Below are 25,649 nucleotides of genomic sequence, written 5' to 3'. Positions count from 1 at the left end.
ATCGCTATTTTTACAATATATACTTTAACGTAATTCCGTAAGTTCTCGGATCTCCTAAAACACCGGCATAATGCCCTGCATTTCCAGCTCCGGGTAACAATTGCTCATAATAATCTTTATTCAGAAGATTGCGTGCCCAAATCGAAACAGACAAACCGTTTTGTACTCTAAATCCAAATCGACCATTGAATAGTGCATAACCTTCAACATTCAAATATTTTGAAGGCGAAGCACTTGAGGAAAATTCGGATCTGAAATAGGAATCCAAAGCCACAAAAAATCTACCTTCTCTTTTAAGAAATTTGGCATCAACAGCATATTCAGAGCCTAACGCGCCTGACCATTTTGAAACCCCTGGCAATCTTCCGCCCGAAACATCTTTAAAAGCTTGTGCCGAACCCGTTTCTTCCAAAGGCACCGGAGCATTTTTAAAGGAAACATATTTACCATCGGTATAAGACAAACTGGCATTTAGACTTAAGTCTTTTAGCAATCTGACATTTCCTTCCAGTTCTATACCTTGTACTCTAACTTTTTCCGCATTGGCAAGATACCCTCTGTTTACGCCCAATTCGGCTGTTTGCACTTGGGTTTGATAGTCTTTGATATTGGTACTGTAAATAGTTACATTAACTCTGGAGTTTGGTGTTGGGTTTGTTTTCACACCGAATTCAAAATGTTCTACTTCCTCTGGCTTTACGACTGCCAAATCAGTAAGCACAACGCCACTCGCGGTAGGCAATCCTCCTAAATTCACACCAACCGGTTTGAAACTTCTGGCATAAGTTCCGAATGAATTAAAATTCTCCGAAAATTTATAAGCCACGGTTAATTGACCTGAATAATTGTTATCTGAAACGTTGGCTTTAAATGCCTGATCCGAGTAAACCAACCTCTTAAGTGCTATCAATGCAGGATCGGTAGTTTCTAAACCTCCGTATGTTTTTCTATCGTAATCGACTTCTTTCTCATCATAATTATAACGCAAGCCCGGCAGGATGTGTAATTTTGATGTCAAAGCCCAATCCAATTGCCCAAATACAGCACCGCTCAGCGATTTCAATGAAGATCTTGTTTTAATTCCATAACCTTCAAATAAACCTGGTGTTGCCCAGTTAGAACTAGTCGTACTTTGCGAAAATCGCCATTGCGCATCACCCGATTCTTCCGTGTGGTATGGAGATGATTTTAAATCCTGTCCAATCGCATACACTCCGAAAACAACAGATAGTTTTTTAGATAAATCTCCGGCATAACGAACTTCCTGCGATATCTGATTGTGAATCGATGGTGCCTGTGACTTTCTTAGTACCGACAAACCTGTAAAATCCCTATCATTTGATGGATCCCAATTCCAGTAGCGCCATGCTGTAGTTGAAGTCAAAGTTCCTCCTGCTATGTCTCTTTCAATATTTAAAGAAACTCCGCCTAAATCATTGTTTGATCTCCAGGGTGTATCATGGTCAATTTTTCTGTCGAAAGCATTTAACGATGGTAACTCATAGCCTAAATCGGCAATAATCTGATTGAACTGTCTGTAGGCTGCACGTTGCGTAGTTACCACACCGGCTAGCACTTGTGCATAACCATCAGGTTTTTGTTGTGAAAAATCTCCTGATAACAAAATTTCTGTTTTTTCATTTGGAGCATACAACAACTGCCCTTTTACACCTAAATTATTGATGTCGTTTACCGAGTTTCCTGTTCTTACATTATCAATTACACCATCTCTTTGTGTTCCTGAAAAAGACAATCTTCCGGCCAACTTTTTAAACAATTCTCCATTGATAGAACTCTTCGCCTGGATATAGCCATAATTCCCATAACTTAACTCAGCTGTTGAGGATGGAATAAAATTGGGCTTCTTTGTTGTGATGTTGAAAGCGCCGGCAGTCGTGTTTTTTCCAAAAAGTGTTCCTTGCGGACCACGTGCTACCTCGATTCTTTCAATATCAATAAAATCAAGAGAAGTAGCTGCTGGTCGGGCATAATAAACGCCATCAACATAGAAACCAACTCCTGGATCAATTCCATCATTAGTCAAGCCAAAAGTGGAACCCAATCCTCTAATGTTTAAAGTTGTGTTTCTGGGATTTGAAGAATACAATTGTACCGAAGGCACCAATTCTTTAACTCTGTTCACATTAAACGAACCCGATTCTTCAACTTGTCTGGAAGTAACCACCGCAATAGGTATAGGCACATCTTGTACTACTTCCGTTCTTCTTCGGGAAGTAACTAAGACTTCAAACAACTGTGTTTCTTTGGCTTCTAATTCAACAACCACATTGTTTTGATACGAGGATAATTCTATTTTTTTGGAGTTATAACCGAAGTTTGATACCAACAATACAATCGGGAATTGAAGTTCGGCGTTTATGACAAATTTTCCTTCGCCATCAGCAACTACTGATATATTGCTGTTTTTAACAATGATATTGGCATCTGAAAGTGGCGCTAAATTAGCCTTATCTATAATAACTCCTGATATTTGATTAGCATTTTGTTGCGCGTTAGCGATTTGATTGAATGCAATCAGAAAAAAAACAATTACGTATGTGTACTTTTTACTATTTTTCATTTTATTTATTTTATGTGATTTATATTCTTTTAATGGTGTTCTCTGTTTTAGCAACAACAACAGCAACAACATGAATATAGTATCACATAATTTTGATTCAAAAAGTAAGGCCTTCGTTTGGTGTTAGTCTCTGTTCTCATATCTATTATTTATAAAATTGTTCTAAAAGCAAAATCCCCAAAAGTCTCATTATCCTGTTTTTCGGTTACATATCGGCCTAACAAAACATCGACTTCTTCTAAAATTTGGGCTTCCGTTTGTTTTTCCTTGTAAATTTTATTCAATCGCGTTCCGAGGCGATCGCCACCCAACATAAAATTATATTGCTCCGGTCCGGTGCCAACAAAACCAAGTTCCGCCACATACGGACGACCGCAACCATTTGGGCAACCTGTCATACGAATAGTGATTTCATCATTTGTTAAATTGTATTTTGCCAGTATAGGTTCGATTTTAGTAACCAATTCCGGCAAATAGCGTTGTGCTTCCGCCAAGGCTAACGGACATGTTGGTAATGCCACGCATGCCATAGAATTTTTGCGCAAAGCACTAATTTGTTTTTCGATATCGTGTTGCAATAACAAAGCTTCTACTTTCGGTTTGTCAGCTTCTTCTATTTCCCCTAAAATCAGGTTTTGATTGCCTGAAAAAATGAAGTTATTGATACCCAATTGTGCCAATTCGAATAAGAACTGTTTTTGATAGGGTTTAACAACTCCGTGCTCTACAAACAGCGTATAAAACCATTTGCCCTGGTGATTTTGTTCCCAGCCAAAACGGTCACCTCTTTCGGTAAACGTGTATTCTCTTTCCGGCTCCAATTCAAACCCAATGCGATTTTCCAATTCCTTTTTGAAACCTTCCACCGTGAGTTTATCTACTGTATATTTCAATCGGGATAATTTTCTGTCAACTCGATTTCCAAAGTCACGTTGTATCGTTAAAATCTCATACACCGCTTTTAAAGTTTTCTCTTCGGTATCTGTAAAGCCAATAATGCTTCCCAAACGCGAATAGGTATTCGGATTTCCGTGTGTGGTCGCTAAACCGCCGCCAATGGCAATATTGAATCCTTTGAGCACATCGTTTTCGATGATGGCAATTAGTCCTATATCGTTGGTAAACACATCTACATCGTTGCTTGGCGGAATGGCAATGGCAATCTTGAATTTTCGTGGCAAATAGCGGTCTTCATATAAGGGATCCGCCTCAGAGGAACGCTCATAGATTTTTTCTCCGTCGATAAAAACCTCATAATACGATTGGGTTTTTGGTAAGAGTAAAGTCGAAATCTTATCGGCATAATCATAAATGTGCTGATGAATCGGTGAAAGCTGCGGATGCGAACTCACAATCACATTTCGGTTTACATCGCCACAAGCCGCAATCGAATCCAATTTGGCCGTGTTAAAAACCTGTATGGTTGGACGCAATTGGTGTTTTAACAAGCCATGCAATTGTACCGTTTGACGTGTGGTAATTTTTAATGTTCCTGTTCCGAATTGTTCCGATGTTTCGTGGATTGCTATCCATTGATTGGCATTGATTACGCCACCCGGAATTCGCAAACGAATCATAAACGAATACAATTTGTCTAATTTTTTGGCTGCTCTTTCGGCTCTTCGGTCACGGTCGTCCTGCACATACATTCCGTGAAACTTGACTAAAATCTCGTCGTCCGGGCGTACATTTCCGGTATGATTATCTAAATCGATACTTTCCTTTAAAGTGCCTCTAAGACCATCACTTTTGGTCTTGATATGTTCTACTGCGGATAATTTCTCGCTCATTTTATTTTTGTTAGCCCCCTAACCCCCAATGGGGGAAATTAGAGTTGGTGTTATTTTATACGTTTTCAAAACTCCCCTCCTTTGAAGGGGTTGGGGGAGGTTTTAATACACGTCTTTTTGATATTTTCCTTGATTTTCTAATTCTTCCAAAACGTGTTTGGCTTGCTCTTCTGTAATATTTCGTTCCTGCGCAATGACTTCAACAATCGCTTGTTCAACATCCTGACTCATTGGGTATTTTTGTCCGCAGATATAAATACTCGAACCGTTCTCTAACCAGGCATTAAATTCTTTTGCCTTTTCACGGATTCTGTCCTGTACATAAATTTTACGTTCCTGGTCTCTTGAGAAAGCCGTATCTAATTTGGTCAGTACTCCGGTGGTAATCCATTCCTGAATTTCGGTTTGATAATAAAAATCTAAGACAAAATGTTGCTCTCCAAAAAACAACCAGTTTTTGCCTTCGGCTCCGGTGGCATCTCTTTCGGCTAAAAAGCTTCTGAAAGGCGCAATTCCGGTTCCGGGACCAATCATGATGATATCGGTATCTTCATTAGGCAATCGGAAGTTTTGATTTTTATGAATATAAAATTCAAGTTCCTCGTCTAATGGAAACTCAGCCAAAAATTCTGAAGCCAAGCCTGTTTTAATTTCGCCATCCACTTCGAATTTGTTCAGATTCACCGTTAAATGTACCTGTCCGTCATGTGCTTCTGAAGAGGACGAAATAGAATATAGCCTTGGAGCAATTTTATGAAGCAATGCAATGACTTCATCTAATGATACCTTTTTAGGTTGGTATTTTTGGATGATATCTAATAAGTTAGCTTTGTCTTCACTGATTTCAATTTCAAATAAGTTTGCAAAGGCATCCAACGATTTCTTAGACAAACCTCTGATGTTCTTATCTGCCAGAATGGAATAATTTTCTTCCCCGAAATAGGCTGCAATGGCTTTGATTTCGGCTTCCTTGTTTTTTGGAAAAACACCTAAAGCATCACCCGGTTCATAAACGATTTCATCCTCCGATTCAATTTCGATATGATAGGTTTCTTTGTTAGAACCGTTATCATTCAATACGATTTTATGGCTGATTTTCCCTAAATAATTTGTTTTGTTAGAAGTAGTTGCGGTAGTTGAAGGTTTTACTTCTGTTGGGGTCAATGAACCGATATTTTGAAATACTTTTTGCAAATCACTTTCCCAAATCGCAACTGTTTCCGAGTAATCGACATCTGATTTTAGTAATGGCAATAGTCGTTTTGCTCCTTTTTCGGCTAAGACTTCATCCAGCAAAACTCCGGCATGGCAAAATAGTGGATACGATGAATCACCAAGGCCTAAAACGGCATAGGAAACAGCACCCAAATTCACTTCGGAAGCTTTTAATTTCTCATAAAAAGCTACCGCATTTTGAGGAAACTCGCCTTCGCCCTGCGTACTCATGATGAACAATACCAGATTTTCTTTTTCCAATTTGGTTACATCGTATTGAAAGACATCAATCGCTTTTGCCTGAATTTTATTCTTCTTGAAAGAAGCCAATAGATTGGAAGCAATTTTTTTAGAATTTCCGGTTTCAGTTCCGTAGATAATTAAGGGTTTAAGGGCAACCGCCGGAATCGCGTTTTCTGCAGCAGAACCATCTAAATGACTCCCATCTAAAAACCCGGCCAGGTAGCCATTTGTCCAGATAAGCTCTTCTTTAGAAGCACTTTGTACGAACTGTTGTAATAGTGAAAATTTTGTTTTAGATAGCATCTTGTAGGGTTGTTATGTGGTTATCGAAATAGGATTCATTTGAATCATTTTCTGTGAACCAGGCATATTGCTGGTGTAGATTCACGACTTTTCCAATGATCAATAATGTTGGTACAAATTCAAATTCAGGCAAAGCTTTTGTTTGAATAGCCTCAAAAGAAAACACGCTTGTTTTTTGATTTGGCGTAGTGGCTTGTTGCACCACAGCAATTCCTTTTGAAGTATCAATTCCATAATTCAAAAGTTGCTTTGATAAAACATTTAACCGTTGGCCACTCATATAAAAAACCAAAGTATCTTCGGTGGTTGCCCAATCCTGCCATTGATTTTGTGTTACTGTATTTAAATCATACAAGGTTAAAAATCGAACGCCTCTTGAAAATCCTCTTGCCGTCAGCGGTATACCTGTATAGGCTGCTGCTCCAAAAGCCGCTGAAATTCCCGGAATGATTTCGTATGGAATTTTATAGTGCTTAACAGCCTCCAACTCATCTAATACATTAGAAAACAAGGAAGCATCTCCGCCTTTTAATCGCAGTACTAATTTCCCCTGAAGTGCCAATTCAACCATCAATTCATTAATGTCTTTTTGTGGGGTATGAATGCCTTTGGAGCATTGTTTCCCAACATAGATTACTTCTGCATCTTTTCGGGCATTTTCCTGAATTAGTACTGGAGACACTAATCTGTCTGTTAAAACAACATCGGCAGTTTGCAGGTATTTTAATGCTTTAACACTTATCAAATCGGGATCTCCCGGACCGGCTCCGGCCAAAATAACTTTTCCTGTTTTTATCTTCTGTATCATGGTATTCTTTTTAAAGTTGGGGCTATTTCACTTATAAAATAGTAGTGTTTTTTAGAACAATCCTTCAATCGAAAGATAACGCTCGCCCGTATCATAGTTAAAGGTTAACACTACGGCATCATCCGGTAATGAGGCTACTTTTTTGGCTACGGCAGCTAAAGAAGCACCGGTTGAAATTCCGACTAAAATCCCTTCCTGTTTGGCAATTTTTCTGGTGTATTCAAAGGCTTCGTCTTTGGATACCTGAATCACCTCATCGATAAATTTTCCGTGATAATTTTCAGGAACAAAACCGGCTCCGATTCCCTGAATTGGGTGTGGCGATGGACTACCACCACTTAAAACCGGAGATAATTCAGGTTCAACCGCAATCACTTTTACATTCGGAAATTTTGCTTTTACTACTTCAGCCACGCCGGAAATATGCCCGCCTGTTCCAACACCGGTAATGATATAATCCAATCCGTTAGGGAAATCGGCTAAAATTTCTTTTGCTGTAGTTTCTCTGTGTACTTTTACATTGGCCGGATTGTTAAATTGCGACGGCGACCAGGCATTTGGCGTTTGCGCTACTAATTCGGCTGCTCTTTCAATGGCCCCTTTCATTCCTTTTTCACGTGGTGTTAAATCGAATTCGGCTCCGTAGATTTCCATCAATTTTCGGCGTTCCACGCTCATCGATTCGGGCATTACCAAAACCACTTTATAGCCTTTTACGGCTGCCACTAACGCCAAACCAATTCCGGTGTTTCCTGAAGTTGGTTCAATAATGACGCTATTTGGATTTAATAATCCTTTTGCTTCAGCATCTTCAATCATTGACAAGGCAATTCTGTCTTTGATGCTGTTACCCGGATTGGTTCTTTCCAGTTTAATCCATACATTTTTATTGGCACCGTACAGGCTGTTAATTTTTACAACCGGTGTATTTCCAATGGTTTCTAAGATATTATTTGCTTTCATCTCACTTATTTTTTATTTAGTTAATGTGTTTTACCTGTTCTATTCTCTTTTCTCTTTTCTCTTTTCTCTTTTCTCTTTTCTCTTTTCCCTTTTCCCTTTTCCCTCATCCCTTTTCCCTTTTGATTTAAATCACATAATTAAGCGCTTCCGGAAACTCGCTTTTCTTCTTTATTTCAATTTCACTTTTGTGATAGACTAAAGAACTTTCGGGAATTGAATGCGTCAACCAGACGTTACCACCAATAACCGAATTGGCGCCTACCACCGTTTTTCCGCCCAAAATGGTAGCATTCGCATAAATAGTGACATTGTCTTCTAAAGTTGGATGTCTTTTTTCGGAAGCACTGTCTTTGGAAACAGACAACGCACCCAGTGTCACGCCTTGATAGATTTTAACGTTCTTTCCGATTTTGGAGGTTTCCCCAATTACAATTCCGGTGCCGTGATCTATAAAGAAATTTTCTCCGATTTCAGCTCCCGGATGAATATCAATCCCGGTTCTGCTGTGCGCATATTCGGTGATGATTCTTGGAATGATTGGAATATTTAGTTTCCAAAAAACATTCGCAATTCGATAAGCCGAAATCGCAAAAAATCCAGGATACGCTATTAAGACTTCTTCTTTAGATGTTGCTGCCGGGTCAAAGCTTACAATAGTATCTAAATCATTACTTAATAAATAATGAACTTGTTCGATGCTTTCAAAAAAGTAATTTGAGTTCACTATGATTTCATTAGTGTCGTCAATTAATTTGCCTAAAATATCCTGAAGCTTTAATTGAATAAGACTTTCCTTGTTTTGAAAAAACCGGTAATTCTGATACTCCTGATTGATATCAAACAGCCAATGAATTACTTCATCTAACCAACCTTCGATTTGACTTTTGTCGATAGGAGTTCTGGTTCTTTCCTGATTTCTGATGTAAATTGAATATGACATAATTATAAAAACATTAAGGCGCCAACCGTATTATTACTAGTTTCATCTATTAAAATGGCATTCCCTGATTTCGGATTTTTATCAAACGCATCATAAAACAATGGTTGATTGGTTCTCAAACTTATCTGGGCAATGTCATTTAGTTTTATTTCTGTTTCCTTGGTAAATTCCCAATCATTGATATTCCATTTTTGGTTTACTTCCTGGATTTTTACCCGAACATTTTTAAATCGGTGTTGTAACAAATAGGTTTTTCCCAATTGCAAAGGCGTATTGTCTAACCAGGAAACCCAAGAGTTTATTTGAGTGGATTCTGTTGGTAGTTCATCCGATAAAACCACTGTATCGCCTCGACTGATATCAATATTGTCTTCGAAATGCAATACGATATTGTCGCCTGCTTTTGCTACTTCAATACTTTCCAGATTCTTTTCAATCTTCACAATGGTAGTGGAGATGTTTGCCGGAAAAATGGTTACCGCATCCCCTACTTTATAGCTGCCACTCAAAACCAAACCGGCATAACCGCGGTAATCGTGATTGGCTTCATCTTTGGGACGAATTACCCATTGCACCTGAAATCGGGAAGCCAAATCTTCTGTGGTTTCCACTTCAATAGATTCCAAAGTTTCTAAGAGCGCCTGACCGTTATACCAAGGCGTGTTTTCAGATTTGGTGACAATATTATCGCCCACTAAGGCACTTACAGGGATGTAGCTAACATCACTAAAATTCAACTCGGTTTTGATGGCTTCAAAATCAGCTTTGATTTGGGTAAAGACCGCTTCAGAATAATTCAGCAAATCAATTTTATTGACTGCGATGATTGCTTTTTTAATTCCCATTAGCGAACCAATACTGGCGTGACGTTTGGTTTGCTCGGTAATTCCTTTTCGGGCATCGACCAAAATGATAATCAAATCGGAATTCGAAGCACCGGTTATCATGTTTCGGGTGTATTGCTCGTGGCCCGGTGCATCGGCGATAATAAATTTTCTGTTTTTAGTAGAAAAATATTTGTAGGCCACGTCAATGGTAATTCCCTGTTCACGTTCAGCACGAAGACCATCGGTGATTAATGATAAATCGATATCAACACCTTCCTGCTTGGTTTGTTTTTTTAAAATCCCCAATTGATCCGTATGAATGCTATCGGAATCGTATAAAAGACGCCCAATTAAGGTGCTTTTACCGTCATCTACATTTCCTGCTGTTATAAATCGTAATGTGTTCATTTTTAGTTATCTGTTATCGGTTATCTGTTATCGGTTGTCGGTTGTCGGTTGTCGGTTGTCTGTTAACACAACTCTTTTCTATTATCTATTTTCTTTTTACTTATCCCTTTTCCCTTATCCCTTTTCCCTTTTCCCTTATCCCTTTTCCCTTATCCCTCCTTTAAAAATACCCCTGCTTCTTCCTATCCTCCATTGCCGCTTCCGAAAATTGATCATCTAAGCGGGTTTGTCCTCGTTCGCTCACCCGGGTTTGAATGATGTCATCAATGATGTCTTGTATTGTAGTCGCTTCGGAAGGCACTGCAGCGGTGCAGGTCATATCGCCAACGGTTCTGTAGCGCACTTTTTCAACCACAACAACATCATTTTCCAGAGGCTGAATGAATTTTGAAGTAGCCACCAGTTTATCCTGATGGACAATACATTCTCTTTCGTGGGCAAAATATAAGTTTGGCAATTCGATATCGTATTTCTGAATGTAGTTCCACACGTCCAATTCCGTCCAATTGCTGATTGGAAACACGCGAACATTATGTCCTTTTTTAACTTTCCCATTCAAGATATCCCATAACTCAGGGCGTTGTAATTTTGGATCCCATTGTCCGAAATCATCACGAACCGAAAAAATACGTTCTTTGGCTCTCGCTTTTTCCTCATCGCGACGTGCGCCACCAATGCAGGCATCAAATTCATTTTCTTCAATGGCATCTAAAAGCGCATAGGTTTGCAAAACATTTCTCGAAGGGAAACGACCCGCGGTTTCTTTTAAATCGTATTTTTTGATGCTTTCTTCAACCGAAGCCACGATTAGTTTTTCACCAATTTTATTGACTAAATAATCTCTAAACTCAATGGCTTCCGGGAAATTGTGACCCGTATCGATATGCACCAACGGAAAAGGAAATTTCCCCGGACGGAAGGCTTTTAAGGCAAGATGTACTAAAACGATAGAATCTTTCCCGCCCGAAAAAAGCAAGGCTGGCTTTTCAAATTGCGCAGCTGTTTCGCGAAGAATATAAATTGCTTCGTTTTCTAATTGTTCTAAATAATTGTGCTTTTGGCTCATCTTAGTTCTATTTTTTTAATTTTTATCTTAATTGAATTATGTATGCAATCCACATTCTTTTTTTGATTGATCTTCCCACCACCAACGACCTGCTCTGAAATCGTCACCCGGTTGTATCGCTCTGGTACACGGAGCGCAGCCGATGCTGACAAATCCCTTATCGTGTAATGTATTATAGGGAACTCCATTTTGTTTTAAATAGGCCACTACATCATCGGTAGACCAGTCTAGTAACGGATTGAATTTGTACAGTTGTTTTTCTTCGTCCCATTCTATTTCCTTTACCGAGTTTCTGTTAGCAGATTGTTCTGCGCGTAAGCCGGTAATCCAAACCGTTGCACCTGCTAAAGCTCTGTTCAATGGCTCTACTTTTCTGATAAAGCAGCATTCTTTTCTCAATTCAACGGAGTTGTAAAAAGGATTTATTCCATTAGCATTTATAAAATTTTCAACCGTATTGGTATTCGGATAGTAGGCTTTAATAGTGGCTTGGTATTGCAATACCGTTTTGTCCCAAACAGAATAGGTTTCAGGGAAAAGACGTCCCGTATCTAAAGTAAATACTTCAATGCTTTTAATCTTTTGTGAAAAAATAGCATGAGAGATTACCTGATCTTCTATTCCGAAGCTGGTGGAGAAAACAACTTTACCCTCGATGTTCTCGGAGATGTGTTTTAGCTTTTCTTCCAAAGTCTTATGTTCTGCTACTATTGCTACTAAATCGTTTTTCATTATAATTGGGTTTGAATAAAAAAAGCTCCTTCAAATTGAAGGAGCTCATACTATTTTGTTGGTGATATATACAACTACAGTGTTAGGGCTCCTTTTTGAGAAGACACATACAACAAACTGAAGTTGAAACGGTATATTTTATTGAATTTGAAATCATTTTTACTATTTAATAATGGACAAAAAAAAAGCCTCTGCGTTGCAGAGGCTTTTTGCTATTTTAAGAATTTAAAATTATGCAATAGTCGTCTCTGCGGAAATTTTCCCCATACAACAACACATATTGCAAACTGTAAATATCATTTTCTTTTTATTTATGAGGCAAATATATATTTATTTTCTTTTCAACCAAATTTTTTTAGATTAAATCTCTAATTTTTATTGTTTTAAAGATTAATTCAACCTGCCATTGCGATATTGACATTTTTTTTTAATAAAAAGCGATGATGCATTACCAAAGGGCAATAGTATCTATACATCATTAATAAATATATTTTGCCGGAAATAACCAGTATTAAACACAAATAAAGCATTTAATACTGGCTATTTCCGGCAAAATACGAAAGAATTTCCTGCGGCAGTCGGCTCCGCCTCGTGTGCTATGCCAGTCGCTTTGCTCTAGTCGTGCGGAAGCGGAGGCTCTAAAAGAAAGCAAAAATTTCAATTTTGTAATTTCCAGGTGAGAAAAACTAAACTAGCTATTGCGTCAAATGGCTGTTATGTGACGTTGCTATTGAAGTCTTCGCAAATTTGAAAAGTATTTTCTACATTGACGGTTTTCTCTACTGTCGAAAAGCCCTTTTCTAACTCCATAATATCCGCCAAATGTAATACCTAACATCCCAAGAATTTCTTCCGAATACTCTGCAGTCAGGGCTTCTGGATTATTAATTAATAGATAAGTTGTAAATGGGATAGAAGCGACTCCAAGACCTAATAGTAATACTTGCTCTGAAAATTCAGAAAGAGAATTGTTAAATTGATCTATAAACTCTCTTTCGGTTAAGCCATTTGCAATTGAATCTTCAACTCTTGTAATATGGTTATTTAATGAAGTTATTCGTTCTCTGTTAGCATTTCTAAATGCAATTAGAGTATCTAAACTTAAATCATTCACATTGCTTGGTACAAGCATGTTAATAACTCCTTTTAAAAATTTATCACGAACATTTCTGTTGGTAGGCTGAATTCTAGCAAAGTTTGTATAATTATCGAACTCTAAATTATCAGTTATAATTTTAGAGTTTCTCTCAAAAGAAATTTCTTTTGCTAAATGTGTCATGTAGAGAAACGCAAGAGTTTTAGGTAATAATAACCCATTTTGAGTTCTTCTTCCTATTCTGTGGTGTTCGCAAAATTCTGCCCAATGGAAGGAAAATTTCTCTCCATATATCAAATAATCCCATGTTGATTGATCTTGCCATTTTCGAAATATATTAACCTCATTAAATAATGGGCTTCTTAAATATCTATTTTCAAATATTTTTTCTGTTTCTTCAATTGCATTTATACTTGCTCGTTCTCCTTGATAATATTGCGGAGAATAAAAGTCAACTAAGTCTGTCTCGTTTTTTAGTTTTCTGTATTCATCAGATATTAAATTTTCTCTTTCGAATGGTATGATACTTTCAAATTTCTCAAAGTAAAGAATTGCAAATTTTAACCAATTAGTGTTTGGTGGTTCAAAGTTCGGGTAATATAAATATTTTTTCATTTTTAGAAGAGGTTGTTTGGCAATGCCACTTAACGTTACTAAGCTTCACGAGGTAGCAAAAACTTACAGTTAGTTGTAAATATATACAATTTCCCTTTTTAGATTTTCCTGCTAAGAAAATCTAAACCAGTCATGACTGCAAACCTCTGATAGTGCAGTATTAGCAAAAAATAAATTCTCCACCATGACTTTCCATTATGAACGATAAGTCCATTGCTGTATTTTGAAATATTTCTTGAATTATTCCATGTTCTCCATACCATTCTCTTGAAAGCTCCTTATCAAGATATATTGTTTCATCAGAAAAATCAATTCCAGCTTGTCCTGCATTTTCTGCTAATAGAAATAGTTCATCAAAAGTTAATATATATCCCAAATTGTGTGCATAATTATTTCTAATGTCATTAATCATTAATAAAAAGACTTCAATCTTCTCGTCAAAATATTCCAATTCAACACATTTTTTTACTTTGTTTGGGAAGTTCAATTTTGATAACCTTTCATCACTTCCTGTTTTATGTTCTATAAATTGAACTAATAAAGATTCAATTATTAGATGGCCATTAATAAAAGCAGCCATTATCTCATTTCCAAATAACGACATTAAATGATCCAAATTTGGATTTTCACTTCTTTTTTCAAATATCTTTTCTCTCATCGAGTGTAGGTTTTTAAAATTGACACTAACTTGCCTATATCCAAAACTAACCTTCTCAAAACCAAATCAAAAGAATTAAATATAAGAAGGTTCGTTTCGCTTTTTCTTTCTCAAAAATAAGAATTATTTCTTACAAATCATCAGTAGGATTTGTAATTTATTACGTTTTTGAAACTCAATTGGTTTTTTTTCGTATGTTTTAAATCTGCTGCTTTAGTGACCGATGCAGCAAAATCGAAGATTTCTTTGATTACACTCATGTGGTTTTATGTTTTTAACAAAATATTTTGTGTGATATTAATCTAAAAAATAATTTATCATCTTTTTTAAAAAGATAGTGTATTGATATAAGATGAAAACATAAAAATATTATTTTAAATATAGAAAAATACTTATATTATACATTATTAATAGTTATTTTGTTCATAAATTATCATATACTTGTATATAAATTTAATTCACTTCTTAATAACAAAAAACTAACCAAACGAAACCAAATGAAATGGATTGTTCTTTATGAAAAAACAGGAAAAATAATACTCACTTCAAAAAAATCCTCGAATTCAGGATTATTACCAAAAGGTAGTTATTTGACTGTTGACATGTCTTTGAGTGACATTAACGATACAAGAAAATTTGTATTAAGAGTTGAAGAGAGTGAGCAAACGGCAATATATTCACCTAGTCCTCTTTTAGCTGATTTGAACTTAGGTTTGCTTGAGGCTGATAGAGAGTGTAAAAATCAAATTACAGCTCATAGAATTTTTGATATAACACAAAGGGAAGATGGATTAGTAGATTATATCAAGCCTCAATCATTGGCTAGATTGTCTAATGAGGAGGAAATATTAAAAGCCACTGATTCAGTTAATAATAATGGACCATATATTTTTCCTGCTACAGTACATACTTCAAGATGTCAGAAGATAAATGATGTAAATCAAGTTCCTGTAAAATTAAGAATACCTGAAGATGTGTATTGGCATCAAATTCAGATAACTGGAAAGACCGGTTCTGGAAAGACGGTTGCTACAAAATATTTAGCACAGCATTTTATTGAAAGTAAAATTATTTCAGATGGAATTAATCGATTTGGTTGTGTTTTAGCTATCAATGTTAAAGATGTAGATTTCTTAAACATGGATAAGCCGACATTGACAAATAATATTGAAGCTAAAAACGAATGGAAATCTCTTGGACTAGAAGCTGCTGGAGTTAGCAATTATGAAATATTATATAGTGCACATGAAAATATAAATATTTTAACATCACAAGGTGTCTCAAAAGAATTTTGTAGACCCATAACTTTAAATGCAAGTAAAATTGACCCAGAAGCTTTACTTGGGATAGTTGAAAATTTGACAGAATTGGCTTCACAGTCATTACCCGATATTTTTAGGTATTGGCAAGAAAATAATAAAAATGGCAAATATTCACAATTTCTTGATTTTTTAGAAAATTGTCGCAACGAAGATAATAATTATAATACATTAGATGTTGCAGGTAGAGAGAGCACTACTTCATTAAATCCTTCAACAGCATCTGCAATGTTTAATAGATTGAAAAATGCTAATCAATACTTTGAAAATGAACATGGTGACGAAATAGATGCCGAAGACATTTTGCAAGAAGGCAAAATGACAGTAATTAATGTTGCAAGAAGTATAGAGTTTGGGTCAATAGCTTTACGTTATTTATTGAATAGAATTGTTAAAGCAAAAACCGAAAAAAATAATGATGTACCAATATTGATAATAATCGATGAAGTTCATCAATTTTATAATTCATCTGCTTCAAAAAATGCGTTAGGTGATTTAGATACTATTTGTAGGGTTGGTAGAAGTAAAAAAATTGGCGTTATTTTTTCATCACAAAATATAAATGATATACCAAGTGGTTTATCGTCTGTTATAAACACTAAATTTATGTTTAAAACAGATGAATATAATAAAAAAATTAATGGGATTAGCCCTGAAGATATTCAGTCTATGAAATCAGGATATTGTATTACTAATATTCATGGGTTACCACAACTTAAGTTAGCTAAATTTCCACTCTCTAAATCTGGTGTTTTATGATAAATAAAGAAGATAAATTTAAAAAGGAACTTTTTGAACTTTTCAAAGATGATTTAAATGAAATAATTAATGATGAGGATGTTATGAATATTTTGGAAAAATTATTTATGCAGGATGAAAAAGAAATAGATTGTGATGATTTACTAGATAAATTAACAAGTAATGAATAGGATAGATTATAATTTAGAAATTATAGGGGAGCAAATTAGTTTTACTCCAAGGAAGGAATTCATAGACCCCATAGTAAATTCAAATAATAAAATTTTTGAAATTACTGCTGATAATAGTTACGGTAAAACATTTATTTTGAATTTGTTAGCTTATGGATTGGATGCCGATAAATTAGATGACACGAAAATTTTAAATTCAATTAAGGAATCTATTAAACGTTATGATGATACAAAGTCTTATTCGTTAGAATATAATATAGATATTGATTTACCAGATAATAGAGTTTTGTCATTAACTAAAGAAAAGGGAAGAGGTAAACTAATACAAATAAACAATGGGGCTCCTATAAGTTATAAAGTCCTTCATGATGAATTATCGATAATATATGATGTTCCTTCAAATCCAAGTGAAAGGTTAAATGCTGTAATTAAGGATTTAAATAATTGGAATACTAACTTGAAAAATAAATTTGAAAAAGTTGCTAGGCATATTTTTGAAATTTCTAAGGAATTTGACAACGTTAGAAATGAGTCTAAAATTGAAATTTTAAATAAAAAGATTAAAGAACTAGAAATTGATATAAAAAAAAATAAGGTTAGACAAGAGACTGAATCTAGTCAATTAAAAAAATTGATTATTTTAAAAAATTTAAAAAATCTTATTTCATTAATTGAGACAAGTAATAGATTAGAACTTTCAATTGCTAAAAAACAAAAAGAATTTAAACTAGCACCAAAACCGGCAAAACTTGAAAAAAAAGACTCAAGTCTAATTGAGCAATTAAATAAAGAACTAGTTGACATAGAGAGTAGGTTAAAAAAAACTATCGGGCAATTTATTGGATACATTAATAATGAAAATGAGGTTAATGATCTTATTACAAATGACACTACCTTAAATAAAGATTATTGTAAAATTAGAGAAACAGATATTAGGCTAGATTTGTTCGATGATAATACGGATTACCTTACTAAACAAGCTAATTTTAAAAAAAGTGTAGATAAGTTAAAAGAAGCAATAGTTAATTTTATTAATGAAAAGAAGAATGATAAGACCTATTTAATACATAATTCATATTCACAATTTCTACATTTATTGGAAGATTTAATTGAAAATAATATAGATTATTTATTGAAAGATGAAATTGATTTAGATTCTAATAAATTCAAAAAACAACTACAAGATTTAGTTAGTAAACACAAAGTGAAAAACTATGATGAATTGAAGTCATTTTTAATTAAGGATTTAACTTCAATTAATGGGGATTTAACTCAATTTATGCGTACCAAAATTAAATTGATTAATGAAAACAAAAAAAAGTTTATAGAAGATGATGGAAAATACTATAAAATAAAAGCCGAATTAGACACCTTATTAAACTCCCAAAAGTCATTGAAAAATGATTTCGCAATTACAACTGGCCTTTGCGCTAAAGAGCTAGAGATTTCAGATTTAGAATTAATTAATTCAGTTGATAAAATAGCTGGATTTAAATATAGTATTGAAAAATCAATCACAGATTCAAAACTACTTGAGAATATTAATAATTCTATAAATGAAATTGAGAAAAAAATAAGAGTTCTAGATTCTGAAACTGTGCAATTAGTTGGAAATTATAATTTTAATCTAAAAGCTTTAGAAATAGAAGATAAACGAAAACCATCAAAATACAATTCTGGACAAAAGAAGGTTATAGAGAGTTTTGATAGAATGTTAAAGCAAATAATATCAAACTTAAAGAAATATGATGAACTAATTTCTAAAATCGAATCATCTAAACTAACTGAATTTAAGCACGAAAAAGATATTAAATTCATGGAATTAGCTGGTAAAATTATTGCATATTCTATGGACAATAAATTGTTACGTCCAGATGGTAAGTTCATTAAACTTTATTTTTATGATATGATTAAGCAGGAGTTTCATTGTGAAAATAATATAATCATTAAGAAATTAGATGTTTCTACAGGTCTAGCAAGTGCTAATTATTTGAAACAACGCATTGATAATGTAGAGGGGAAATATGTAGTTGTTTTACTTGATGAGATTGGTAATATGGCTCAAAATGCGCTTGACCAAGTTATCGAATCAATAAAAAATCTTGAGAATCAAAACAGACTTGTAATTGCGTTATTTACAAGTCCAAATTCTGATGGAATAAAAATTAATGAATACTAATGGAAGAATTTTTAGAAAAATTATACCTTAACTTGAGTAATACTTTTGTAGATAATTTAAAGGCTAAAGAAATTTTTTATTTTGAAGGTACTAACGAAGTTGATGTTTTAAAAACTATAATGTCTTTAAAAAAGAATAATAATGATTTAAATAACTTGATGATTAAAGGTGCTATTTCAATAGATGAATTGAAATACTTTTACTCAAATGAAATTATTAAAGAATGTATAGAAAATAAATATATTATTAGAGGCAATTTATTAAATAATGAGAAAATATTTATTGGTACAGCTGGAATGTATAAGTTTTACTCTTTGAAAAATTATAGTATCACAAATGTTTTTATAGCTTTTGACACAAACAATTTTCAACTTGAAAAACCACTGACACTTAAAAGTCAAGAAAAAATTTGGTGTATATTTCTACTTGTTTATGGTGCTGATAATGAGCAACATTTATTTAATTCTGAAGGTTTGTCACATGAAAAATTGAAAAACTACCATAATTTTTTAATGTCTATTGAAAAAGAAATGGAAAAAAATAGTATTTCCTTAGGTAAAAAAATAGGATGGGAGACAGGGAAAGACTCTAGCTTTAGAAAGTTTATTACAAATATTGTAGATCTTTCAAAAACGCCAATTTATAACTTCAATGGTTATAAGTATTTTCTGGATTTAACTAAGCGAAAAAATGTAAACTATTTATTAGATTTAATTTTAGAAAAGTATACTGGAGAAAATAGATTAATTGTTAATGAAATGTTTTATGATGCTTTAAGAGAATTAGAGTTTAAAATGACTATGGAGTTAGGAGAAATATCAAAAGGAATAAATAAATTGATAGTAGAAGAACTTAAGGGATAGTTAAAATCCTCTTTCTTCATTCATGCTTTTTGTTAGTCCCATTTTTTCAATTTCTTTATACAAGTTAGTTGACTTTAATATTTCTCTAGCATACATTTCTGAAACTTGTATTATTCTAGGTTGCATGTTGTTGGAGCTACCATTCGCTAAAAATTGATAAAAAATCAAATCAAAAACATCATCACCATACCAACCTTCTTCAAATGCTTTTAAAGGGAATTCAATCCTAACAGGACTTCTTTTGTCATATATTTTAATAAAGCACATTGCTTTGCTTCTTCCTTCTTTTGATGTATAAGCAAATACTGGGGAAATTTCTCCTGGATTTAAATTAACATAAGCCCAGTGTAAATCAGAATTATAGCCCTTTGCAAATTCAAATCTTTCAGTAATTATAGTGCTTTCGCTGTTTTTTACAAAAAATATTGGTCTGCAGTTTTTAGAAAGAAGTTGGTCTATTAATATGAAATTTCCACTAGTTGATGCTCCAGAAAACATTGAGCCATCGATGAATATTAGAGAATCAACAGGAGATGCTTTAGATAAAAAGTATTCTCTTTCTTTAATATATTCTTTTGTAATTTCTGATGTTATATCATTACTTTGTATTATATCTGAAAATTCTGTTGCCTTAGCAGAAACAAGGTTTGATTTTGTGTAAAATTTTAAAGTTACATAAGCCGCTGGTATATATTCCATTTCATTTTGTATAACTGCACTATGAGCAATGCACCTTACTTTTCCTTCTAATGAATTTAATTCTAATATTGATTCATCATATGCAGCTAAAATTTTTGATGGAAATAAATTTTCATTTTTGATTTTAGATTCTTTTTCATAACCCGATATTATTCTTATATCTGAATCATTTGAAATATCAATAGAATCTTTACTTGACTTAATTATAGATGCCTTATTACCGATAGAACTGCTTATTAATTTAATCGAATCAATTGTTGATTGATAATTATCTGAAAAAATTATTCTCCCTTTAAATTCATTTTCCATTTATTATTATTTAGTAGCTGGTTAATAAAACTTTTATTCAGCCAAAATGATTGTTTAGTAATTTCTATAGTCCTATTGGTATAATCAAAATATTTAATATCTATATCACGACTATCCTTTCCATGAGGTCTTAAATGTATATATTTAGTTTCTGATTGTTTAGGTAAATTATTGTTATTCCTATAGATACTTCCATATTTAACCTGCTCTATAATAATTCCACTTTGAATAGTATTTTTAACATCATTCCATTCTTTCCCTATCAAGCTTAAAATTTCATCATTAGGTTTCCAAAAGCTTAAATCTCCTATTTTCCAATCCATGAAATTATTAAATAATCCGCTTCTTTTTTCTTTAATTATAGGAATAAATAAGTAACTAAATTCTAAGTCTTTTTTTAATGAAGCTATTTCAAATGGATCTTTGCTATCCCATTTTTCAAACATAATATTATAAAGAGAATCATTTGTAAAAGACATAGCTTCATAACATTTATAATTACTATCTACAGATACAAACTTTAATTTAATATTATAATCATTTATGATGTTCAAATTATATAAACAGTTTTCATTTATATATTTTTTTACTAGCAATGATACTGCAGACTTGTTGTAAATATTGTCTTTTTCTAAATTAATTATATCGAAAATATTTTTAGAAACTATTAATTTTTCTATTTCGTTTATTATTAAATTATAACTTTTACCCATTTTTATAAAAAATTACTTTAACATCTTAAATAATACTATTTTTTATTAGTTTTCAAACACATGCGCTTTATTTTTATTAAACTATTATTTCTTTTTATTTCTTAGAGTTAAACTAACATGTTTTTCCAAAATTGGAACTTCTGGATAAAGATTGTTAGAGAATAATTTAGAACCAGTTGCTATTAATATACGTTCAATAAGTAAACGTGTATGGTCTGACGTTTCAGGAGGTAATTTTATTACTGAAAATTCGTTCCATTCATCAAATGTGTGATGTTTTTGTGTTACTGGATATCTTTTCGATAATGATTGTTTAGTTTCACCGAAATAAATTTCTTTTGTTTCTCGATTTAAAAGTAAATAAATATTATTTTCATTTAATTCACTTGATATTTCTGACCTTGGTTTCCATTGAGAAACTTGGATTCTTCTCAACATTTCTTCCTCAGAGCTCAATAAGTAATCAGCAATTAAATAGGAACTAAGTTCTTTGAAAACTTTTGGAAACCCTTGAGATTCATCTCTAACTCTAAAAAACTCTTTTATTGTTACTTGCGGAAGATTATTTTTCCACTCAATTTTAACTTGCACTTGTTCCTTAAATCCACCAATATCAAATTCGGTATATCTTAATTCTTTATAATGTTCGTCTCCGATATGAAATTCTAAAGATCTTACAAAACTTTTAGGATAATCCTTTGCCAATTGAACAGCAAATCCGTTGTCCCACTTAAGTCTATAGCTACTTACTTGATTTCTTTTTTTAATGAAAGATAAGGTCAATTTAGCTTTAAAAACATGCTTTTGTTTTCCTAATTCTTTTGGTGACTCATAATTAATATCAATTTCCCAAAGACGGTTGTTTTTATTATGATTTTTTAACACTTTATCACCCCACATCTTTACGTAAGAAGATGGTATAGTGACTGTTAAATCATTTATAAACATAGATTTATGAATGTCTAACGGAAAAAAATCTGTTGAAAGTCTTGTAGGTTGGACTCTATCACTACGTTTATCCATTATTAATTTGTTTAAATAGCTCAAGTCCAATTTTTTCGATTACTCCGACAACCAAAGCATTACCCATAAAAAAAGCGCGTTTTGAATCAGTAATACCTTCAAATTTTGTGTGATTATCAGGGAACATATTTAGCCTTTCTAATTCAATGGGGGTTAATCTTCTATATACACTTTCTTGTTGGATAACATGTTTAAAACGTGACGGTGATTTGCCACCTTCACCTGTAATAATTGTTCTAGAAGGTTTGTCTAAATCATCCGGGAAAGTCATTGAACCCTCAGCATATTTGTACTTAAAACCATTAATTTTATTAATACGTTCTTCTTTCTTCTTTCCTTTTAGATATTTCCACATATCTAATTCATTTTTAATATATATTGTTTCAGAATCAATTTGTTTTTTCTCTAATTCTTTTTTTAATTTTAACTCTGGTGATATGTAAAAATCATATGATACATCATTAATATTTTGTAATATTTTTTTTAATGGGTAAAGAGGCCTTATTTCAGGTTTAGTTTTAAATGTTGTAAACTCACCGTTTAGAAAAAGACCACTATTGAAAAAAGGGCTCACTTTTTTTCCTTTATTAAATTCATCGGACACTATTTTCGGGTCATTAGAAATACAACCTCTATTTGAATCCAATTCATTTTTTAGAACAGGAAAGGCTTTTCCAAGAACTCCTTTGTTTAAAATCCAATCTTTAGGTGTACAGGAAATAATTTTCTTGTATATCGAAGAACTTTGATGATATGCTATAATATAAATTCTCTTTCTTCTTTGAGGCATGCTATAGTCAGCGGCGTTAATTATTCTCCACTCTACTGCATAACCTTGTTCGTATAAACAGCTTAAAATGACAGCAAAATCTCGCCCTCTTTGCAAAGATGGGGAAACTAAAAGACGATCTACATTTTCTAAAAATAGAAATTTAGGTTTATCTTTTTCTTTTTTTTTAATGATAGAATAAATGCTCCACCATAAAACTCCTTTTTTTCCTATTAGCCCTTTGGAGTTTTTTAATGTTGTGGCAACAGAATAATCTTGACAGGGAAATCCCCCAACTAATAAATCATGATTTGGAATGCTATCAAAGTTTGTTTCAATTACTTTTTCAATATCTTGATTTGAATGTCCTTCTTTTCCAAATTTGGCTTCATAAACTATTGAAGCATACTGATTATTTGGAGTTAATGGTTCGAATTGATTGCTCCATATAACATTATAGTTAGATGACATTTTTTTATTAAAGTTAGATGATGCAGATTTGCCATTGTATCCCTCTAAACCTATCCTAAATCCTCCTACTCCTGCGAATAATTCTATTACCCTAATTTCTTTATTGTCCAAAATTATACTTATTTAATCGAAAATATTTTTCACTACCAAAAATAAAAAAAAGAGAGCCTAAAAGTCTAATATAATTATCTAGTTGTTAACAAAATTAATCTAGATAATAGGTTTTGTTTTAGGTTAAAACACATTAAATTAGTTATTATCATTTGTCTTTTGAACTATAATCAAAACTAATGAGGTTAATTATCTTTCACATGTTGGAACAAAGTCAGCAGACGAGTATATTTACAATAAGAACATTCTCAAACATGAATAAACAAGAACCGTTGGTAATCTCACCCCCCATCCATAAAATAAAAAACTCCCCATCATCTCAAAATGATAAGGAGTTCAAAAGCAGCGTCGTTAGGTCAACTCAAATCGGCAACAGTCGCCAGAGGCGCATTAGTCTTTACAGAGTCAATCCCAGTATCCCTTCCTGCCGTACTTTCATACAACTCGCTGGTACCAATAACTTCTCCATTTGCCGCCCTTAGGTTAAAATAATAGTCACCATTTACAGCTACTTTCCTATCATAGCGTGAGTCATTCGGAGCATTGGTTCTAACCGAATCAATTCCGTTCTGACAACCTGCTTTAGTGGTATAGCCCTCACTGGTTAAAATACACTCTCCATTAGAGGCTTTCAGCGTAAACTGAAAGTCGCCGTTTGTTCTTTTTGTAATTTCAAATGTTCCCATGATTATAGTTTTTAAAGTTTTACAATTTTTGCCAATTCAAAGTGCATTCCGTCTTTTCGGGTAAAATGGCCTCCCCAATAAAAGCCGTTTTTATGAGCAAGTGCCACCAATAGGCGAACGCTTCCTCTCTGCCCCACTAAAGCCGGGACAGTCCCCAGTTTATTCCACGCATAATTAATATCAAACGCCATCCCAAAGGCATGGTTGCTCAAAACGGTTTTACTGCCTCGCACAAACCTGGGGGTATAGGCGCCGTCCCAAGTCAGTACCAAGTGGAGCAAACCCGCTTTTTCCCAATCGTGCCAAAGTTGTTGTAACTGTGCGGCTCCTTTTTTATGAAAATAAACGGTAGCACTCCCTTTCAGGGCTTTCAGCTGGGGTATAGTAACTTTAATAATGTTATCCCTGTCCCAATGATTCGTAATGGCTAAATGTTCCGGGTTGTCGGGCAAAGGGATAGCTGTATAGGTTATTTTCCCAAAAAGAGCTTCCCGCTCCCTATTGGACACCAAAGGAGGGAAATCAGGTTTCGGTGGGAAATCAGCCCCGCTGCTATCATTGCGTACATCGGCAACCAACCCAAAACCCTGCAACAGCGCCGCACCAACCGTCCTGTTCCCTACGATACCATCAGGCACCAGATGATACTTTTTTTGAAATAAGACCGTAGCGTCATGCGTAGCCCAATTAAAAATTCCGTTGGCACTCCCGCGATAAAGTCCCTGCCCTATCAGGAAGTACTGCCACTTTTTTACAGCAGCACCTCGGCTGCCTTTTTGTAATAGTTTCATAATAATAGTTTTTAAAGTTTAATAGAAAATAGAGAATAGATGATAGACCCAAGACGAAGGCGAAGGGAGCGTAAGCTAGAAGAGTTGTTATAACTAAACTTCTCGATACGATTTTTCTTCATCTCGTCCCAAAAGTCGAGTTTCACAAAAATCACTCGAAGTGACGGTCTTTATACTATGTGGCTAGTTGTAATAAGTAAGTTGTACTTTAAATTGGCTTTAGAATCTGGAAACGAGTGTCAAATATTCGAAGAATTCGTAAAATGAAAAGCTGTTTGAGCGAAGCGAGTTCTTTTCATTTAGAATTCAAGAATTAATTTGACCGTTGAAGATTCAGAGCCTTGACCTTTTGCTTCTTTTGTGTCAAGACAAAAGAAGATAACCACCCGCTATCGCTGAATTAGTTTCGTTCGGCTATAGCTTCTCGATACTATTTTCAAAGTAAAAAACTAGCGTTTTCCACTTTAAAAATCACTCGAAGTGACAAACCCACAACCAACAACTCAAAAAAAACTCCCTCATATCCAAAAACACAAGGGAGC

The 25,649-nt window shown here is 33.8% G+C and carries 21 protein-coding genes; 4 read left to right on the top strand and 17 right to left on the bottom strand.

Annotated elements, in window-relative coordinates:
• Positions 1 to 10: 10 nt before the first annotated feature.
• The 11 genes from L1S35_RS10685 to L1S35_RS10635 all read right to left on the bottom strand — a co-directional run bounded on the left by L1S35_RS10685 (position 11) and on the right by L1S35_RS10635 (position 14,245).
• Positions 11 to 2,581: a TonB-dependent receptor gene (locus L1S35_RS10685; protein WP_236400491.1), complete on the bottom strand. Its 2,571-nt coding sequence runs from the start codon at positions 2,579 to 2,581 to the stop codon at positions 11 to 13.
• A 149-nt stretch (positions 2,582 to 2,730) separates the two neighbouring features.
• Positions 2,731 to 4,371: an NADPH-dependent assimilatory sulfite reductase hemoprotein subunit gene (locus L1S35_RS10680; RefSeq protein ID WP_236400489.1), complete on the bottom strand. Its 1,641-nt coding sequence runs from the start codon at positions 4,369 to 4,371 to the stop codon at positions 2,731 to 2,733.
• 102 nt (positions 4,372 to 4,473) lie between these two features.
• The gene (locus L1S35_RS10675; RefSeq protein WP_236400487.1) at positions 4,474 to 6,132 is read right to left on the bottom strand and encodes a diflavin oxidoreductase; all 1,659 of its coding nucleotides are present in this window, start codon (positions 6,130 to 6,132) and stop codon (positions 4,474 to 4,476) included.
• Positions 6,122 to 6,940, bottom strand: coding sequence for a uroporphyrinogen-III C-methyltransferase (cobA, locus tag L1S35_RS10670; protein ID WP_236400485.1), 819 nt, complete (start codon positions 6,938 to 6,940; stop codon positions 6,122 to 6,124). Before cobA ends, L1S35_RS10675 begins: the two co-directional genes overlap by 11 nt.
• A gap of 51 nt (positions 6,941 to 6,991) precedes the next feature.
• On the bottom strand, positions 6,992 to 7,903 hold the full coding sequence (gene cysK / locus L1S35_RS10665) for a cysteine synthase A (RefSeq protein WP_236400483.1): 912 nt from the start codon (positions 7,901 to 7,903) through the stop codon (positions 6,992 to 6,994).
• Positions 7,904 to 8,027: 124 nt separating this feature from the next.
• Positions 8,028 to 8,843, bottom strand: a complete 816-nt coding sequence (gene epsC, locus L1S35_RS10660; protein WP_236400481.1) for a serine O-acetyltransferase EpsC — start codon at positions 8,841 to 8,843, stop codon at positions 8,028 to 8,030.
• A gap of 2 nt (positions 8,844 to 8,845) precedes the next feature.
• Positions 8,846 to 10,078, bottom strand: a complete 1,233-nt coding sequence (locus L1S35_RS10655; protein WP_236400479.1) for a sulfate adenylyltransferase subunit 1 — start codon at positions 10,076 to 10,078, stop codon at positions 8,846 to 8,848.
• Between the two features lie 160 nt (positions 10,079 to 10,238).
• Positions 10,239 to 11,144, bottom strand: a complete 906-nt coding sequence (gene cysD / locus L1S35_RS10650; protein ID WP_236400477.1) for a sulfate adenylyltransferase subunit CysD — start codon at positions 11,142 to 11,144, stop codon at positions 10,239 to 10,241.
• 36 nt (positions 11,145 to 11,180) lie between these two features.
• Positions 11,181 to 11,876, bottom strand: a complete 696-nt coding sequence (locus L1S35_RS10645) for a phosphoadenylyl-sulfate reductase (protein ID WP_236400475.1) — start codon at positions 11,874 to 11,876, stop codon at positions 11,181 to 11,183.
• A gap of 727 nt (positions 11,877 to 12,603) precedes the next feature.
• On the bottom strand, positions 12,604 to 13,587 hold the full coding sequence (locus L1S35_RS10640; RefSeq protein WP_236400474.1) for a hypothetical protein: 984 nt from the start codon (positions 13,585 to 13,587) through the stop codon (positions 12,604 to 12,606).
• 160 nt (positions 13,588 to 13,747) lie between these two features.
• Positions 13,748 to 14,245 carry a hypothetical protein gene (locus L1S35_RS10635; RefSeq protein ID WP_236400472.1) on the bottom strand — a complete coding sequence of 166 codons (498 nt, stop codon included), beginning with the start codon at positions 14,243 to 14,245 and terminating at the stop codon, positions 13,748 to 13,750.
• Positions 14,246 to 14,742: 497 nt separating this feature from the next.
• On the opposite strand from L1S35_RS10635, the gene L1S35_RS10630 reads away from it, so the two are divergent.
• From L1S35_RS10630 to L1S35_RS10615, 4 genes are read left to right on the top strand one after another with little or no spacing between them, the layout of a single operon-like run.
• The gene (locus L1S35_RS10630) at positions 14,743 to 16,323 is read left to right on the top strand and encodes an ATP-binding protein (protein WP_236400470.1); all 1,581 of its coding nucleotides are present in this window, start codon (positions 14,743 to 14,745) and stop codon (positions 16,321 to 16,323) included.
• Positions 16,320 to 16,493, top strand: a complete 174-nt coding sequence (locus L1S35_RS10625; protein WP_236400468.1) for a hypothetical protein — start codon at positions 16,320 to 16,322, stop codon at positions 16,491 to 16,493. Before L1S35_RS10630 ends, L1S35_RS10625 begins: the two co-directional genes overlap by 4 nt.
• On the top strand, positions 16,486 to 18,672 hold the full coding sequence (locus L1S35_RS10620; protein ID WP_236400466.1) for a hypothetical protein: 2,187 nt from the start codon (positions 16,486 to 16,488) through the stop codon (positions 18,670 to 18,672). The genes L1S35_RS10625 and L1S35_RS10620 overlap by 8 nt, the downstream gene beginning before the upstream one ends.
• Positions 18,672 to 19,535 carry a hypothetical protein gene (locus L1S35_RS10615; protein ID WP_236400464.1) on the top strand — a complete coding sequence of 288 codons (864 nt, stop codon included), beginning with the start codon at positions 18,672 to 18,674 and terminating at the stop codon, positions 19,533 to 19,535. Before L1S35_RS10620 ends, L1S35_RS10615 begins: the two co-directional genes overlap by 1 nt.
• Here the strand turns inward: L1S35_RS10615 and L1S35_RS10610 are convergent, their stop codons facing one another.
• The 6 genes from L1S35_RS10610 to L1S35_RS10585 form a co-directional block, all read right to left on the bottom strand.
• Positions 19,536 to 20,543 (bottom strand): DNA double-strand break repair nuclease NurA, encoded by a 1,008-nt coding sequence (locus L1S35_RS10610; protein ID WP_236400462.1) that lies wholly within the window; start codon positions 20,541 to 20,543, stop codon positions 19,536 to 19,538.
• Positions 20,516 to 21,256 (bottom strand): PDDEXK family nuclease, encoded by a 741-nt coding sequence (locus L1S35_RS10605; RefSeq protein ID WP_236400461.1) that lies wholly within the window; start codon positions 21,254 to 21,256, stop codon positions 20,516 to 20,518. Before L1S35_RS10605 ends, L1S35_RS10610 begins: the two co-directional genes overlap by 28 nt.
• An 84-nt stretch (positions 21,257 to 21,340) precedes the next feature.
• A complete protein-coding gene (locus L1S35_RS10600) occupies positions 21,341 to 22,279 on the bottom strand; it encodes a hypothetical protein (RefSeq protein ID WP_236400459.1) in 939 nt (312 codons plus the stop codon).
• Complete coding sequence (gene dcm / locus L1S35_RS10595; RefSeq protein WP_236400457.1) at positions 22,272 to 23,630, bottom strand: DNA (cytosine-5-)-methyltransferase; 1,359 nt, start codon at positions 23,628 to 23,630, stop codon at positions 22,272 to 22,274. The genes L1S35_RS10600 and dcm overlap by 8 nt, the downstream gene beginning before the upstream one ends.
• Positions 23,631 to 23,986: 356 nt before the next feature.
• Positions 23,987 to 24,316: a YegP family protein gene (locus L1S35_RS10590; protein WP_236400455.1), complete on the bottom strand. Its 330-nt coding sequence runs from the start codon at positions 24,314 to 24,316 to the stop codon at positions 23,987 to 23,989.
• 11 nt (positions 24,317 to 24,327) lie between these two features.
• Positions 24,328 to 25,107, bottom strand: coding sequence for a M15 family metallopeptidase (locus L1S35_RS10585; RefSeq protein WP_236400453.1), 780 nt, complete (start codon positions 25,105 to 25,107; stop codon positions 24,328 to 24,330).
• Positions 25,108 to 25,649: the final 542 nt, after the last annotated feature.

Origin of the sequence: Flavobacterium anseongense (assembly GCF_021608185.1) — a bacterium.
Classification (GTDB): Bacteria; Bacteroidota; Bacteroidia; order Flavobacteriales; family Flavobacteriaceae; genus Flavobacterium; species Flavobacterium anseongense.
The sequence above is the reverse complement of the archived record's forward strand: the minus strand, read 5'-3'. Positions and strand labels throughout refer to the sequence as shown.

Bases quoted from the DNA above. Each gene is read 5' to 3' on its own strand.
- L1S35_RS10685 (WP_236400491.1), bottom strand. From the start codon at position 2,581: ATGAAAAATAGTAAAAAGTACACATACGTAATTGTTTTTTTTCTGATT.
- L1S35_RS10680 (WP_236400489.1), bottom strand. From the start codon at position 4,371: ATGAGCGAGAAATTATCCGCAGTAGAACATATCAAGACCAAAAGTGAT.
- L1S35_RS10675 (WP_236400487.1), bottom strand. From the start codon at position 6,132: ATGCTATCTAAAACAAAATTTTCACTATTACAACAGTTCGTACAAAGT.
- cobA (WP_236400485.1), bottom strand. From the start codon at position 6,940: ATGATACAGAAGATAAAAACAGGAAAAGTTATTTTGGCCGGAGCCGGT.
- cysK (WP_236400483.1), bottom strand. From the start codon at position 7,903: ATGAAAGCAAATAATATCTTAGAAACCATTGGAAATACACCGGTTGTA.
- epsC (WP_236400481.1), bottom strand. From the start codon at position 8,843: ATGTCATATTCAATTTACATCAGAAATCAGGAAAGAACCAGAACTCCT.
- L1S35_RS10655 (WP_236400479.1), bottom strand. From the start codon at position 10,078: ATGAACACATTACGATTTATAACAGCAGGAAATGTAGATGACGGTAAA.
- cysD (WP_236400477.1), bottom strand. From the start codon at position 11,144: ATGAGCCAAAAGCACAATTATTTAGAACAATTAGAAAACGAAGCAATT.
- L1S35_RS10645 (WP_236400475.1), bottom strand. From the start codon at position 11,876: ATGAAAAACGATTTAGTAGCAATAGTAGCAGAACATAAGACTTTGGAA.
- L1S35_RS10640 (WP_236400474.1), bottom strand. From the start codon at position 13,587: ATGAAAAAATATTTATATTACCCGAACTTTGAACCACCAAACACTAAT.
- L1S35_RS10635 (WP_236400472.1), bottom strand. From the start codon at position 14,245: ATGAGAGAAAAGATATTTGAAAAAAGAAGTGAAAATCCAAATTTGGAT.
- L1S35_RS10630 (WP_236400470.1), top strand. From the start codon at position 14,743: ATGAAATGGATTGTTCTTTATGAAAAAACAGGAAAAATAATACTCACT.
- L1S35_RS10625 (WP_236400468.1), top strand. From the start codon at position 16,320: ATGATAAATAAAGAAGATAAATTTAAAAAGGAACTTTTTGAACTTTTC.
- L1S35_RS10620 (WP_236400466.1), top strand. From the start codon at position 16,486: ATGAATAGGATAGATTATAATTTAGAAATTATAGGGGAGCAAATTAGT.
- L1S35_RS10615 (WP_236400464.1), top strand. From the start codon at position 18,672: ATGGAAGAATTTTTAGAAAAATTATACCTTAACTTGAGTAATACTTTT.
- L1S35_RS10610 (WP_236400462.1), bottom strand. From the start codon at position 20,543: ATGGAAAATGAATTTAAAGGGAGAATAATTTTTTCAGATAATTATCAA.
- L1S35_RS10605 (WP_236400461.1), bottom strand. From the start codon at position 21,256: ATGGGTAAAAGTTATAATTTAATAATAAACGAAATAGAAAAATTAATA.
- L1S35_RS10600 (WP_236400459.1), bottom strand. From the start codon at position 22,279: ATGGATAAACGTAGTGATAGAGTCCAACCTACAAGACTTTCAACAGAT.
- L1S35_RS10590 (WP_236400455.1), bottom strand. From the start codon at position 24,316: ATGGGAACATTTGAAATTACAAAAAGAACAAACGGCGACTTTCAGTTT.
- L1S35_RS10585 (WP_236400453.1), bottom strand. From the start codon at position 25,107: ATGAAACTATTACAAAAAGGCAGCCGAGGTGCTGCTGTAAAAAAGTGG.